The organism is Chroococcus sp. FPU101, from assembly GCF_017312365.1.
Classification (GTDB): domain Bacteria; phylum Cyanobacteriota; class Cyanobacteriia; order Cyanobacteriales; family Microcystaceae; genus Chroococcus.
This window is the reverse complement of sequence record NZ_BLJI01000042.1, coordinates 14,472-29,576: the sequence shown is the minus strand read 5'-3', so window position 1 is coordinate 29,576 and position 15,105 is coordinate 14,472. Positions and strand designations below refer to the sequence as shown.

Annotated in this window: 12 protein-coding genes and 1 pseudogene; 5 read left to right on the top strand and 8 right to left on the bottom strand. The window is 38.1% G+C overall.

What is annotated here, in order from left to right; translation table 11 throughout:
• Positions 1 to 228: pseudogene (locus tag CFPU101_RS22135) on the top strand (polyribonucleotide nucleotidyltransferase); the annotation flags it as partial.
• Here the strand turns inward: CFPU101_RS22135 and CFPU101_RS22130 are convergent.
• Together CFPU101_RS22130 and CFPU101_RS22125 are read right to left on the bottom strand one after the other, a co-directional pair.
• Complete coding sequence (locus tag CFPU101_RS22130; protein ID WP_206817671.1) at positions 225 to 656, bottom strand: calcium-binding protein; 432 nt, start codon at positions 654 to 656, stop codon at positions 225 to 227. The pseudogene CFPU101_RS22135 and the gene CFPU101_RS22130 overlap by 4 nt on opposite strands.
• Positions 657 to 981: 325 nt before the next feature.
• Complete coding sequence (locus CFPU101_RS22125) at positions 982 to 1,875, bottom strand: helix-turn-helix domain-containing protein (RefSeq protein WP_206817669.1); 894 nt, start codon at positions 1,873 to 1,875, stop codon at positions 982 to 984.
• 285 nt (positions 1,876 to 2,160) lie between these two features.
• Between CFPU101_RS22125 and CFPU101_RS22120 the strand changes: the two genes are divergently transcribed.
• Positions 2,161 to 3,546, top strand: a complete 1,386-nt coding sequence (locus tag CFPU101_RS22120) for a serine/threonine-protein kinase (RefSeq protein ID WP_206817667.1) — start codon at positions 2,161 to 2,163, stop codon at positions 3,544 to 3,546.
• Between the two features lie 3 nt (positions 3,547 to 3,549).
• Here CFPU101_RS22120 and CFPU101_RS22115 read toward each other — a convergent pair whose 3' ends face one another.
• From CFPU101_RS22115 to CFPU101_RS22090, 6 genes are all read right to left on the bottom strand, one after another.
• On the bottom strand, positions 3,550 to 4,395 hold the full coding sequence (locus CFPU101_RS22115) for a carbohydrate ABC transporter permease (RefSeq protein ID WP_242578176.1): 846 nt from the start codon (positions 4,393 to 4,395) through the stop codon (positions 3,550 to 3,552).
• On the bottom strand, positions 4,388 to 5,185 hold the full coding sequence (locus tag CFPU101_RS22110) for a carbohydrate ABC transporter permease (protein ID WP_242578175.1): 798 nt from the start codon (positions 5,183 to 5,185) through the stop codon (positions 4,388 to 4,390). Before CFPU101_RS22110 ends, CFPU101_RS22115 begins: the two co-directional genes overlap by 8 nt.
• A 134-nt stretch (positions 5,186 to 5,319) precedes the next feature.
• Positions 5,320 to 7,356, bottom strand: a complete 2,037-nt coding sequence (gene speA / locus CFPU101_RS22105) for a biosynthetic arginine decarboxylase (RefSeq protein WP_206817663.1) — start codon at positions 7,354 to 7,356, stop codon at positions 5,320 to 5,322.
• A gap of 91 nt (positions 7,357 to 7,447) precedes the next feature.
• The gene (locus tag CFPU101_RS22100; protein WP_206817660.1) at positions 7,448 to 7,759 is read right to left on the bottom strand and encodes a type II toxin-antitoxin system RelE/ParE family toxin; all 312 of its coding nucleotides are present in this window, start codon (positions 7,757 to 7,759) and stop codon (positions 7,448 to 7,450) included.
• 2 nt (positions 7,760 to 7,761) lie between these two features.
• Positions 7,762 to 8,007, bottom strand: coding sequence for a type II toxin-antitoxin system ParD family antitoxin (locus CFPU101_RS22095; RefSeq protein ID WP_206817658.1), 246 nt, complete (start codon positions 8,005 to 8,007; stop codon positions 7,762 to 7,764).
• A 55-nt stretch (positions 8,008 to 8,062) separates the two neighbouring features.
• Positions 8,063 to 8,185 carry a DUF29 family protein gene (locus CFPU101_RS22090; RefSeq protein WP_206817674.1) on the bottom strand — a complete coding sequence of 41 codons (123 nt, stop codon included), beginning with the start codon at positions 8,183 to 8,185 and terminating at the stop codon, positions 8,063 to 8,065.
• A 210-nt stretch (positions 8,186 to 8,395) separates the two neighbouring features.
• Here CFPU101_RS22090 and CFPU101_RS22085 point away from each other — a divergent pair, with 210 nt between their 5' ends.
• From CFPU101_RS22085 to CFPU101_RS22075, 3 genes are all read left to right on the top strand, one after another.
• Complete coding sequence (locus CFPU101_RS22085) at positions 8,396 to 12,046, top strand: HEAT repeat domain-containing protein (protein ID WP_206817656.1); 3,651 nt, start codon at positions 8,396 to 8,398, stop codon at positions 12,044 to 12,046.
• Positions 12,047 to 12,206: 160 nt separating this feature from the next.
• Complete coding sequence (locus CFPU101_RS22080; protein WP_206817654.1) at positions 12,207 to 14,318, top strand: TIGR00300 family protein; 2,112 nt, start codon at positions 12,207 to 12,209, stop codon at positions 14,316 to 14,318.
• Positions 14,319 to 14,594: 276 nt separating this feature from the next.
• Positions 14,595 to 15,092 (top strand): hypothetical protein, encoded by a 498-nt coding sequence (locus CFPU101_RS22075; RefSeq protein ID WP_206817652.1) that lies wholly within the window; start codon positions 14,595 to 14,597, stop codon positions 15,090 to 15,092.
• Positions 15,093 to 15,105: the final 13 nt, after the last annotated feature.

The window sequence follows — 15,105 nt, the reverse complement described above, 5'->3', positions numbered from 1 at the left end:
ATGGTTGAAGCTGGAGCCAATCAACTACCAGAACAGGATATTATTGAAGCGATCGACTTTGGTTATGAAGCAGTTCGAGATCTGATCACGGCCCAGCATGAGGCAATGCAAGAATTAGGACTTGAATTAATCAAAGCTGAAGAACCCGCGACCCATGAAGACTTACAAGCATTTATTAGTGAACGTGCCACAGAATCGATTAGAAAGATTCTTTCCCATTACGATTAAGTATTACCCCCCGATTGAAAGTAGCGTACTTGTCCAACACCAGCACCAAAAAAACTATTTGTACCGATGAAAGTAAAAGCCTGATTGCCAGACGCATTCAAGTTTGCATCTATTGGTGATAGGTCGATATCATTAGAACCTCTGATAAAATTTTGAATTAGGTCACGATTATTAACACCAGCATTGCTATCAGTAACTGCTAAATATCGAAAGATAGCCCTGTCAAAACTGTCAGCCAAGATATCTCTACCAGCACCACCAATGAGAGTATCATCTCCGTTGAGACCAGCAAGAGTGTCGTTTCCAGTCCCCCCATGAATTTCATCATCACCAGATACACCAGAGAGACTGTCATTGCCTCCATTGCCGAAGATAATATCGTCACCACTACCACCAGTACCTGTGTCATTCCCATTGTCTAGAACCATAATGTCATCATCATTAGTACCGCCTATGGAGTTATTGTCATTTAAGTTGCCATCAAAAATATCAATGAAAATTGGATTAGCCATAATTGGATTCCTTTTTTTAAGTTCATTTTTTTCAAGGTTAATAAAATTAAACTCAGTAACTAGACAGGACTATTGACTCGATGGAGGTGCTGTTTAATCGTTTCGGTTTCAGGTAATATCGATTGGTTTAGTCCTCTACTCAATAACTCAGGTGTCTATATTGACCATAAATTACCGCAGTAGAAAAATCTTGCACATTTTTGCGACTTATGCACAATCTTGCTATGAGTTGCGTAACGTTTTATGAATTAAGAAATGTTTTAGGAGTTACCCCAGTCAGGCGTTTGAAGTGGCGGTGAAAATGACTCTGATGGGTAAAACCACAGGCATTAGCCACTGCACCAATACTCATCCCCTCTTTTTGAAGCAATTGCTTGGCTCTCTCTACCCTTTGTTGAATTAAATACTGATGGGGGCTAAACCCGATTGTCTGCTTAAAAGCACGGCAGAAATGGTACTGGCTCATTTGGGTGAGTGCCGCCAGTTCTTTCAAACTCAACTCACGCTCTAAGTTATCGTTGATGTAGTCAATAACCAACCTTAGTTTATGTTGAGCGAAACCACCGTTATAATTTGGAGTTTGATACTTTTGAGTTGTGTAATTTCGCAAGAGGTGAACTGTAAGAGCGTTTGCCAAGGTATCACTATATAAACGACTACTGCTGCCCTGTGAGCATAGTTCTGTATACATTGCCAGTCCAAGCTGATGAATTAACTCATCTTGAAATCCAAATTTAGGAATTAATTCCACACAATCTTTACCTAATAGCTCCATTGCGCTCAGACGTAATAATTCTGGCTTCAAACTTAAAGAGATCATTTGAAGCGTGCTATCCCAACAGAAGAAATGATCACTATATAACGGACAAATCACAAGCGTACCTTGAAAAAAGATTGCTTTTTGGCATTTGCTTTCAATAAACTGATTTGCCAAAACTCTTGGCCCCACATTGATACTGATAACGTAATGAGCAAGAGAGAATTCGGGCGTGTTGCCTGGTGGAAGACAAAAAGCTTCTAGAATAATGTTGCTCCAATCAGTATTAAAGCTTGTCAGCGTAGGTGCTGACTCAAAGATATCTGGCAATCGAGAAGCGTGATTCAAATCAGATTTTAACGGTTTCTGGTTTGACATATGAGGTGTCTCCCATTGCTTAAACAAGTTTAGTAAGAAGTTAGCTCTAGTTTAATTACTTTTTCAGTAGACCTGCATAGTAAGAGTAATGATAAACTGGACAAAATAGTAATATTAATAAAAAGCCATGATCTACTCTGGCTGTGGCTTACCTAATACGGTTAAGTATGGACACAATCCAGTGCAGAAAACACTATCATTTGCTAAAAATCTCAGTAATCGTTTTTAAATCATGACTAGACAAGTCTGCCGATTATATTAGTAGATAAACAAGCTTTGAACGATATGAACATTAACGAAATCATCAAGCAACGTTATCTAATTCAAAAACAGCTTGGGTTACGAGATAGCCAACAAACTTTTCTGGCTTTTGATCAGCAGACACAAAAATTAGTCGTTATTAAGTTATTATTTTTTAATCAACATCTCAATTGGGAAACGTTTAAACTCTTTGAACGTGAGGCGAAAACACTCCAAGCTTTATCTCATCCTGCAATTCCGCAATATCTTGATTACTTTGAAATTGATGACAATAACGGAAAAGGATTTGCTTTAGTACAAAGTTATCTGGATGCACCTTCAATTGAAGCTCAGATTAATGAAGGTCGCACTTTTATAGAAGAAGAACTAAAACAACTAGCGATCGCTATTTTACATATCCTAGATTATTTACATACCCAACACCCGCCCATTATTCACCGCGATCTTAAACCGAGTAATATTTTATTGTCTAATCGATCGGGTCATCAAGTCGGTCAGGTTTATCTCGTTGATTTTGGTTCAGTACAAGCGGCAGCTAATCAAGGGAATACCCTTACGATTGTTGGAACCTATGGCTATATGCCTCCTGAACAGTTTGGGGGACGTGCGGTTCAAGCTTCTGATCTGTATAGTTTAGGAGCTACTTTAATTTACCTTGCATCAGGACAACATCCTGCTGATCTTCCACAAAAAGATTTACGTCTTGATTTTGAATCTTCTGTCAATCTTTCTCCTCAGTTCACTCGATGGTTACGAAAAATGATCCAACCGAGTCTAGAAAAACGGTTCTCGTCAGCGAAAGTGGCTATTAACGCGCTTTTAGAACCAGTAGCGATTGTCGAAACTCAATCTTTAAATCCAACTAAACCCTTTGATTCTAGGGTTCAGCTATCTAAAAAAGATGATGTTTTAGAAATTTTTCTTCCACCTCAAGGTTTTCATTTAGGACTAATAACGCTCATTCTCTTTGCTACCTTTTGGAATGGTTTTCTGATTTTTTGGTATTCCAGTGCTTTTACGACATGGACTTCAGGGGGCTGGTTTATGGCTATTTTTGCTACGGGTCATTTATGTGTAGGATTGTGGCTTATTCTAAGGATTTTCTTTACATTGTTTGGGCATACTCACTTACGCATTGATTCTGAGCAAATTTCACTAAAAAATCGACTATTTGGTATAGACTATCCTTTTTCTAAACCTAAATCCCGTCAAAGAATCAGTAAAATCGAACGGACTCAAATTTATTATCAAGAAGGCTCAGAAAACGGTTATGTAAAAGTGCATCCTGAGATTAAAATCTGGATGGGGACAAAATATTTATCTTTAGGAAATGATGATCAATTGTCCGAACCTGAGTTAGATTGGTTGACTTTTGAACTTAGTGATTGGCTCGATTTACCAATTAGTTAAATATTAGCCTTTGGTACCTGTAAACATCGCACTTTGGATAAAATAACGATTAAAAAAGACATAGATACTCAAAACGGGTAAGGTAAAAACCATCGAAGCAACCATGATGTAATTCCAATAGATATTGTATTGTCCCTTAAAAGCGTTCAGTCCCAGAGGCAAGGTAAACATCTCTGGATCGAATAAAATTACCAATGGTAATGAAAAATTATTCCAATTTCCCATAAAAACAAAAATCGCCTGTGCTGCTAATGCGGGTTTAGCCAGAGGTAGGACAATATACCAAAACGTCTCAAAGCGGTTTAGTCCATCGAGTTCGGCTGCTTCTTCTAGTTCTTTGGGGAAGTTTAAGAAAAACTGGCGCATCATAAAGATAAAAGTAGCATTGACGATACTGGGGACAATCATCCCCTGATAGGAATTCAGCCAACCTAAATTTTTGAGTATTAAAAAGGTCGGAAGTAACGTAACTTGACCAGGAACCGCTAATACTGCGAGAATCAGAACAAACCAGAATTGCTTACCCCGAAACTGAAGCCGCGCCAGTGCATATCCCGCCATCGAGTTCAACAATAAGTTACAAATCGTTACAACAACAGCAATCAGAACACTATTAAACAGCCATCGCAGGAATAGCGGTTCTTGTAAAAAAATAGATGAATAGTTTTGAAAAGTGAACTGATGGGGTAAAAAATTCATGCCATCACTGACAATTTCAGAAAGAGGCTTAAAAGAAGTAGACAACGCCCACAGAAACGGTATAAGCGTTATTACAGCATAAAGTGTCAGTGGAATGTATACTAAACATTGGAGCCACGAGAATTTAGATATTTTCCGTTTGCTAACCAATTTCGCCTCCAAACAATCGACGCTGAATTAAAGTAAGACTGATAATCACAAGTGCCAATAGAAAGGCGAGTGCTGCTGCATAGCCCATTTGTAAATCTTTAAAGACATACTGATAGATCAATAGAACTACTGTCAGCGTTGCATTATTCGGGCCGCCAGAACCTCCCGAAAAAATATAAGATTGATCAAACAGTTGAAAAGTACCGATAATTCCCATCGTCATGACAAAAAAAGTGACGGGTTTTAGTAAGGGGAGAGTAATATAAATGAACTGTTGCCAGTTGTTCGCGCCATCGATTTTTGCTGCTTCGTAGAGTGGCTGGGGTATATTTTGCAGTGCAGCCAAATAAATCACCATAAAAAAGGGCGCAGTTGACCAAATATTCATGATCATAATGCTTTTAAGGGCGACTGCTGGATCGTCAAGCCAGTTGTAAGTCGGTAGATGAAGTAAAGCTAGGAAATAGTTTAGTAGTCCATCTGTATTGTAAATCCACATGAAAATCAACGTCAGAACCGCAGAGGAGGTGATCGTCGGCAAAAAATAGATGAGCCGCCACCAATATTTCCCTTTAATGTCAGAATTTAGACTAACCGCTAACAATAACGCTAAAATAGTTTGGGATGGAACTACGATCGCAACATATTCGGCTGTATTTTTAAGCGCAATCCAAACGCGGTCATCTTTAATTAATCGTATAAAATTATTGAAGCCAACAAATTGATATTCAATATTCCCTAAAAGCTGGACTTTTTGGAAAGATAGAAAAGCCGCATATAAAATAGGCAATACAACAAAAGTTCCTAATACCAGCAAGCTAGGGAACATAAATAGGTAACCCGTTAGATCTTCGGTTAAATTCTTTTCAAGATTCCGTCTAGAGCGTTTTAGCCACATATGGAAAAAACATAACCGAAAACCTCTTACTGAACATCATCCACAAGATAGGTATATCGTCGCAAACTCTGTTCATAATCTTTAAGAAGACGTTGAGATTCTTCAATCGTCATGCGATTTTCTTGTAAAGCATTTTCTGTATGACGACGCAAAGTCTCTAATAAATCTTCTGCATCATATTGTACATAACTCAGAACTTCTGTTATCGTATCACCTTTAACGACGTACTGAATTTCATATCCTTTTGGTTTCATCTGAATATGAACAACATTAGTATCACCAAATAAATTATGAAGATTGCCCATAATTTCCTGATATGCACCGACAAGAAACATTCCAAGATAATAGGGTTTATGGTTTCCGAGTTTGTCGCAATCTTGCAATGAATGTAACTCAAGAACCGATTTTACATCGTTTCTCAGGTCAATAAATTGAGAGATTTTACCATCACTATCACAGGTTAGATCCGCTAAAATGCCCCGTTGGGTGGGTTTTTCGTCTAAACGATGAATCGGCATAATCGGAAAAAGTTGATCAATCGCCCAAGAATCGGGAACAGATTGGAAAACAGAAAGATTGATATAGTAAATAGAAGCCATGATCTTCTCTAAGTCTTCTAAATCATCTGGAACATAATCCTGCTGACGGGCAATTTGTAGGATTTTTTGACAACAAGCCCAGTACAATTGTTCTGCTCTGGCTCTTTCTTTTAAGCTAAAATAACCCAAATTAAAAGATGTAATCGCTTCTTCCTTAAACTGAGTCGCATCGTTATAAGCTTCTTGGTAATTTTGAACATCAATTGATGAATAAGTATCCCACAGATTGCGGATGATGAGAGGTTCTTTTTCTTGTAACGCTTCTGGAGGATTAACAGGAACTTCACCAGTACCGAGAACATCAAAGACGAGTACAGACTGATGAGATGCGATCGCTCTCCCACTTTCACTGACAATTACAGGGGGATGAATTTCGGCTTCTTCACAAGCTTCTTTGACCTCAGCGACGATATCATTAGCATAATTCTGCATATTGTAGTTTTTTGAGGCGTAATAGTTGGTTTTTGAGCCGTCATAGTCTACACCCAAACCACCACCAACATCAAGGTACTGCATATTTGCGCCCATTTTAGCCAGTTGGGTATAGATTTGACTCGCTTCTCGAATTGCATCTTTAATGACACCAATCGCTGAAATTTGCGAACCGATGTGATAGTGCAGGAGTTGTAGAGAATTTAACATCCCTTCTTTTTCGAGTTCAGTAACGACAGTAATAATTTCAGGAACCGTTAAACCAAATTTAGCACGATCGCCTGTCGAGGTTCCCCAACGTCCAACCCCTTTAGTACTCAGTTTTGCCCGTACCCCTAAATTGGGTTCAATTCCCAACTGACGGCTAATTTTAATCGCTAGATAGAGTTCTTCGAGTTGTTCAATGACAATAAAAGGTTTATGACCGATTTTGGTCGCCAGTAACGCGGTTTCTATGTACTCCTTGTCTTTATAGCCGTTACAAATTAGCATGGGTTGTGATTTGTCATTTTTTTCATTTAAAGAGGGTTCTAGGGTCGCCAAAGCAATCATTAGCTCAGGTTTTGAACCTGCCTCCAGTCCAAATTGATAGGGTTTGCCGTATTTAACTAAAGCTTCAACGATGTGACGATGTTGGTTACATTTGATGGGAAAAACACCCCGATAGACATTGGGATAGTTGTAACGGGCGATTCCTCTAGCAAAACAGGCGTTTAAACGTTCGATGCGATCGGCTAAAATATCAGAAAAGCGGATCAATAAAGGTAATCCAATATTGCGTTTTTTCAGGGCTTCAACGAGTTCATATAAATCTAAAGCCCCACCGCGATCGCCTTGTGGAGAGACTGTAATATGTCCTGCTGCGTTGATTGAGAAATAGGGTTCACCCCAACCATATATCCGATAAAGATTCTCGCTATCTTCGATCGTCCAAGATGAAAAAACAGTATTTGTCGCTTCTTCGGGTGTCACTAGGTCTAATTTAGTCGTTTTGCTGTCTAGTTTCAACTTGGTTTTATTGTCTCCCCCCATTGTGTTTGTTGCCTCGATAGATATTCCGATCTTCTATGTTAAGGTAGATTGCTAGAGACTGCTAAGATTTGAACTTAATCCGTTTAGACTTTTATTGTGATTCATCTCTAAATTCTTTAAACAAAGCTTTTAGATCTCGCCGTCCATTAATCACACGTACAATATCGATTCCATCTTGACGCGGATAATAAAATACAATGTAGCCATTAATAACAAAGCCGCGCAAATCGGACGTAATCCAATCATATTCTTTTCCCATATTCGGAAAATCAGCGACTAACTTACATTTTTGTCGAATAACATCAAATAATTGACTAGCAGCTTTTACATTACTTTGTGAGATAAAGTCACAGATTTCATTGAGATCTTGGACTGCTAGTTCAGAAAAAACGTAGCTACCCATATTTATTGTTTTAGCTTGTCTTGCAACTGTTTAAAGACCATTTCACCCTCGATCACATTTCCTTTGCGAATTTGTTCTGTTCCTTCTGCAATCTTTTCTCTTAACTCAAGTAGTTGTTGTTTTTTTGAGTCGTGTTCTTCAAGAAGTTGAAATGCTAAAGCTAGTAACTCATCAACACTTTGGTACTTACCCTCTTGCAGCTTTTCGAGGATAAATTTTTCTTGGTCTGGTTTAAGTGCAATTTGCATCGATAGTTTTTATTAGGTTCATTAAATCAGCTTCGATCTTCTATATTAAGGTAAATTATTGCAGATTATCATAATCAAGTTGCTCGAGTTGGCGAGTTTTCAATACATTAGCTGTCGTTTCCAACCAAAGAAGGAAATCAGCATTATATAGTATTTTTGTATTGATTTGAGTCGTCATATCTAAAAACGGCTGACAGGAATTGGCAAAGACATCTACCTTATTCTCCTCCATTGCAGCAGTTGAAGTGTACTACGAGTAACATCTTTTTAAGATTCTGATTTGCATCGATGCTTATTTTGGACAACGCGGCAAAAAATTTAGGTTTCACTATCAATATGAGGCTTTTCTTGGGAAAACTAAGATGAGTAGAGTCGAGAGAAGTCGTAAATGATGTCAGAATATTGTGTAGAACCGAAGGCATCTTCTCAAAAAGCGGAGATTGATTGGCGTAGAGTTGGACAGTTGATGCTAAAACAGTCTTTACCGATCAATCCTTTTACCACTTTGCCCGAAGAATCAGAAACAGAATGGGAAGACTTAAATCTAACACTAGAATTAGTCGATCGCAACAAAAAAGAATTTTTATACCCACGAAAAAAACTCGAAATTACACAACGCTACACTCAAGAACAATTTTTTAGTGAAATTATCCAACAACAAAAAAGTAAAAGTAAAGGTCGTCGTTTAGCAATTATCGGATTATCGGGAACAGGAAAAACGATTTTTCTGCAAAATGTCGCCTCATGGATCTTAAAAAATACAGAAGATATTCCGATTTGGATTTCTCTATCAGATGTGGGTCAACTTTCTTTAAAAGAATATATCTTAGAAAAATGGTTACCACGTGCCAAGAAAACTCAACCCTATATTTTATTTGACTGGCAGAATAGTTTTGAAGCTTTACTTAACAGTCAGCGAGTCTGGTTATTACTAGATGGCGTTGATGAAATGGGCATTGATCAAGTTTTACAACAACAGCATTTATTGACAGAATCTCCGATTTTAAGCCCACTTTCAATGATTAATCAACAAATTAAAGGGTGGGGTGAGCAAGCAAAAATTATTTTAAGCAGCCGTAATTATGTTTGGGAAGCTGATAAAAATTTACTGTTTAATTTTGATATATTTTATACCTTAGCTCTGAATAACATTGATGAGATTAAACATTTTGTAAAAAAGTGTTTTGCTCATCTTTATTTCAACCCAAAGTCTTCTAGCTGGCAAGAAAAAACAATTCTTGAAGAACAACAAAGACAGGATTTACTTCAACAATTGTGTAACGCATTAGATCAATTTGGACAAGAACGCATTAAAGAATTGATTAATACTCCACTACGAATTGCATTATTATGTCGTCTCTGGTATCAACATAATCCACATTTTCCTCAAACCAGCACAGAACTCTATCAAGCATTAGTTACAGAGTTTTATCAATGGCAAGCTGAAAAAGTAACAACCACGCTTGAAATAAGAAATCAACTCAATCAGTTTTTAGGAAAATTAGCTTTAAAAGCAATGCAGACAAAAAGATATTCTGCAACACTAGAAAATCATTTAATCATTGAAGAATCAGAACAAAATCATCCATTATTTCAGTTAGCAGTTCAAATGGGTTGGTTAAAACTTTTAGGCATAGTCGCAAATCAGACCAATCAAAAAATATACACTTTTTTAGATAACAGCTTTCAAGATTATTTAGCCGCTTTAGCAATTAATAATTGGCAATTTTTCTGGAGTGAAGAATTAGTCAGTAATAGCCTTAGTTCAGATTATCCAGTTTTTAGCCAACTTTGGAAAAATACAATACTTTTTTGGCTAGGACGTGATGATATTTTAAAGGCAGAAAAAGAAGCCTTGATTAGAGAATTAATGAACTTTCAAGATAAATGTAGTTCAGAAAATTATTATGGAAAACGCGCTTATTTTTTAGCAGCAGCAGGACTAACAGAATTTGCCGAGAGTGAGCATAGCGAGAAAATTATTAATCGTTTGATTCAATGGTCATTTGATGCTTATAATTATTCTCAACCGATGAGACAAGAAGCGAAAAAAGCTCTAAGTTTAATTCGCCATCCTAAAGCAATATCTATATTAATTAATCTATTAACTTCAACTCATCAAACCGAAATACAAGAACAAGTTTTCCAATGCTTAGAAAAACTAGGAAAAGGAAATACCAGTGCCATTTTAGCTTTACAAGATCTCATCAAAATGCCGTCAACCTATTTACAATGGCAAGGCGCGGAAATCTTAGGAAAAATTGATCAAGGAAATCAACAAGCCATCGAAACCTTAACCAGTTTAATCGCTCTCAGTCCACAAGAAGAATTACGACAAACCGCCTTTAATAGTTTAGAAAAAATTGGTCAAGGAAACCCGAAAATTATCACAACAGTGATTAGACAAATTCAAGCAACAGATTCACCAGTTACCCAACGACGCGCTTTTGAATGTTTAGAAAAAATTGGTCAAGAAAATGCTACAGCGATCGCATCTTTAGTTCAATTAATCCGCACTACTCAAAATCTTAGCATCCGTAGACAAGCCGCCGAAAGTTTAGAAAAAATAGATCCAGGTAACCCGACAGCCCTTGCTGTTTTAATTCAACTCCTACAAGATCATTTTTCCGAAGAAATTCGTCAACAAGCGGTTTATAGTTTAGGCGAACTCAGTTCGGGTAATCCTGAATCCATTGAAGCTTTGATCCATCTGCTATCGAGTCATCAAACTATGTTAACTCAGTGGTTAGCCGTTAGTAGTCTGGGCAAAATTGGGATGGGTTCTCAAGCAGTCATTAACACCTTAGTCCGATTAGTTCAATCTAGTACACAAGTTCTTCTTAGAAAAGATGCGATCGAAAGCCTTAGCAAAATCGCCCCTAATCATCCAGTTGCGATTAATACATTAGTCGAACTCATGGAAAAAAGCGAAGATGAAGCCACCCGTCGAGAAGTCGCAGAAAGTTTAGGCAGAATCGATCTAGGTAACCCTGAAGCCATTAAAGCATTAGTTCACCTGATCCATAGTAGTCAAGATGAATTTACCAAACGACAAGCCGCCGTCAGCCTTAGTAAAATTGATTCAGGAAATTTAGAAGCTTTATGGTTATTAATTCAACAAGCCAAATCAACCCAAGATAAGGATATCAGAAGTTTAGCCGCCGAAAGCTTAGGGGAAATTGGACAATCAAACCCCGCAGCCATCGCCGCCTTAATTCGTCTCATTACACCATCACAAGACACCAATACATTAAAAAAAGCGGCTAAAAGTTTAGGACAAATTGCTTTAGGAAACAAAGAAGCGATCGCAGTTTTATTAAAACTATTAAAATTTAGTGAAGATCAGGCGACTCGTATTCAAGCCTCTGAAAGTTTAATTGCCATTTTATTAAACTCTCAACTAGCTGATTTAATTACGCATCTCAAACCTTTTCTGTATGATCCTAAATATCATACTGATTTAGCTTGTCAAAAAATCATCTGGCACTGTATCCAACAGATGACTTATCCAAAATTCTATCAAGCTTGGCATCAAAGTAGTTTATCTACAGCCCCTAAAAATATTCCTCTAGATATAGTAATTACACCTCCGACGACTCCGCCTAGCTTCTCACAACAACTCAGTCATTTAATCAAAGAAGATCCTTTACTCAGTCAAAAAATTCACCTCATCTGTATCAACAGTAATGACTTAATCGATACCAGTCATCCTTTAGTGGATATTTATGATCAAATGTTGCAGCAAAAATGTCCACCGTTTGAACATGGTATACCCGAAACGATGGCTAAATTAAGACTGTATTGGAATACACTTTGCCGTAGTCAAACCCATTTTGAATATCTTTGGGTTTTTTATGATGCTTCAACCAACCCATTAACCAAAGAATTTTGGCAAAGCTTAGATAAATTTCAAGGATTGATTTGTGGCGTTACAGAACACCCTCTAACGAATTTAAAACAGTTTTCGCCTAATGAGCCAGAAGTTTGTCAAAAAATCCTACAATGGATAAAGAGAATTGTTGGCACTCCCACGTCCTGATAGGCGATGGGATTCTTGGAAGCGAGATGATTTGCTCGTTATAAAGCAGTTAGTCTTTGTATTTTTAAGCATCGAATCTTTAGGGTGTGTGCTATGTAACAGATTGATGTAACCAAATTGTGAAAGTGTCAACATGAAAGAAAACCTTTCTAGGCGAGATATGATGGATTCCATTCGTTTTTTGATGTGTTCTCCCGATCACTATGATGTAGATTATGTGATCAATCCTTGGATGGAAGGGAATGTACACAAGTCATCACAAGATAAAGCAGTGATTCAGTGGGAGCAACTTTATCACATTATTAAAGATAGAGCGATCGTAGATTTGGTCGAACCCCAAAAAGGTTGGCCTGACATGGTATTTACCGCTAATGCAGGTTTAGTTTTAGGCTCAACGGTTGTTTTAAGTCGCTTTTTCCACAAAGAACGCCAAGGTGAGGAACCCTATTTTAAAGAATGGTTTGAAGCAAATGGGTTCACCGTTTACGAACTCCCCAAAGACTTACCCTTTGAAGGTGCGGGAGATGCGTTATTTGATCGTGAAGGTCGTTGTTTGTGGGCGGGGTATGGTTTTCGGACAGAACTTGACTCACATCCCTATATTGCTAAATGGTTAGATACAGAAGTTTTATCCTTGCGTTTAGTCGATGAACGGTTCTATCACTTAGATACTTGTTTTTGTCCCCTGACGGATGGCTATTTACTCTACTATCCACCCGCTTTTGATGCCTATTCCAATCATCTAATCGAAAGACGGGTACCCGCAGAGAAACGTATTATTGTCGAAGAAGCAGACGCGGCTAATTTTGCTTGTAATGCAGTCAATATTAATCGCATCATCATTATGAATAAAGTGAGTGATGATCTCAAAAAACGCATCGCTGATGTTGGTTTTGAGGTCGTCGAAACCCCCCTAGCTGAGTTTCTCAAGGCAGGTGGTGCGGCTAAATGTCTAACCTTACGGGTGACTGAACCGCGTCAAGATGATGTTCATGCAAATGATCCGATCGAAAGTCGTATTATCCAGCTAGAAGGTCATCTACTTGATGCAGGTATTATGAATAAAGCATTGGATACCGTTATTAATGGTAGCGGTAGTTTCAAAGTTTTAAACTTTAATTTAGGTGTTGAGCGTCAAAGTACCTCGGTTGCTGAAGTTCGTGTTTCTGCACCTTCTCATGATGTCATGGAAGAAATCATGATCCAGTTGATTGATTTAGGTGCTGTGGCTAGACCCCAAGAATTATGTGATGTTAATACAGTAGTCGTAACACAAGATGGTGTCGCTCCCGATGATTTTTATGTAAGTACGATTTATCCGACAGAAGTACGGATTAATTGTGAATGGATTCAAGTTCAGAATCAACGGATGGATGGGGCGATCGTTGTTGAAGAAACTCCACAAGGTTTTACAGCACGTTGTACCTTATTGCGTGATCTCAAAGTTGGCGATCGCGTGATGATTGGTGTTGAAGGGATTCGTACCATTCGTCAAGCAGAATCTAGAGAACAACGCAACAGTAGCCAAGAATTTACCTTTATGGGTGCGGGTGTCTCCAGCGAAAGACGAGTCGAATTAGTGGTAGAACAAATCGCCTGGGAAATGCGTAAAATCCGCGATCAAGGCGGTAAAGTTGTCGTCGTTGCGGGGCCTGTAGTCATTCATACTGGAGGCGGTCAACATCTTGCTAAACTGATACGTGATGGCTATGTTGATGCTTTACTGGGGGGAAATGCGATCGCGGTTCACGATATCGAACAGTCGATGATGGGAACTTCTTTAGGGGTTGATCTGCAAAGAGGTGTACCTGTTCGCGGCGGACATCGGCATCACCTGAAAGTCATTAACGCAATTCGTCGCTGTGGAAGTATTGCTAAAGCCGTTGAACAAGGTATCTTGACAAAGGGCGTATTTTATGAATGTGTGAAAAACCAGATTCCTTTCTGTTTAGCGGGTTCAATTCGAGATGATGGCCCATTACCCGATACGGAAATGGATCTGATCAAAGCACAAAGTGAATATGCTCGTCTGATACAAGGAGCCGATCTGATTCTGATGCTATCTTCGATGTTACATTCGATCGGTGTTGGTAATATGACACCTGCGGGTGTGAAGATGGTTTGTGTGGATATTAATCCCGCCGTCGTGACTAAATTAAGTGATCGCGGTTCTGTTGAATCAGTCGGTGTCGTTACAGATGTCGGCTTATTCCTTAGTTTAATGGTACAACAACTCGATAAACTCACCCGCCCGTATATTAGTAATCTGTAATTAGTCATCAGTCATCAGTAAAAAAACAAAATACTGATGGCTGGTAACTGATAATTGTCTCAAACTTTGACATTTTGTCGTAGAAAAATGTGCTTATTATTACATAAATGAAAGTTTAAGAAATAATGAAAAAGACTCTAAAATAATTGAGATAATGTTAGTTTTTTGAATATAAGAAGATCTTGAAAAATTAGCTAAGATAGTAAAAATACATCTTAGCGTTAATTGTCAGATGACCTCTAAAAAGACAATAGGAATTGATTAAGGAGATATTGTATGATTTCTTGGAAAAAATTGATCGCAGGTTTACTCGCCTTCGTCAGCACGTTTATTTTTACTTTTAATTACGCTGCACCCGTTAAAGCGGCTTCTTTAACTGATGCCTCAGAAATTGTACAAAAATATAGCACTCAATTAACAGAAATTAAAGCAGGTTATGATGAACTGGCACCTCTGTTTAAAGAAGGTGCTTGGGATCAAGTCGATAAAACCCTACCAGGACTAAACAAAAGTTTTCGTTCTTTAGTCAGTAGTCTAGCGAAAAAAGCCCCACCTGAGCTACAAGAAAGTTTAGGCCCAATTGCCGCCGATGTTACATCCTATTTCGATGAACTCGAAACGGCTAAAGGCGAATATAAAACCGCAAAATCATCCTACAAAAAAGCTGAATCATCCTATCAAAAAGAAGTTGAATCTGGCTTAGATAAAATAGATGATAGTTTAGATGCTTTATTAAAATTCTTGCCCAAAGCTCCTAAAACCCCCAAAGCTTAATCACCAATTGACT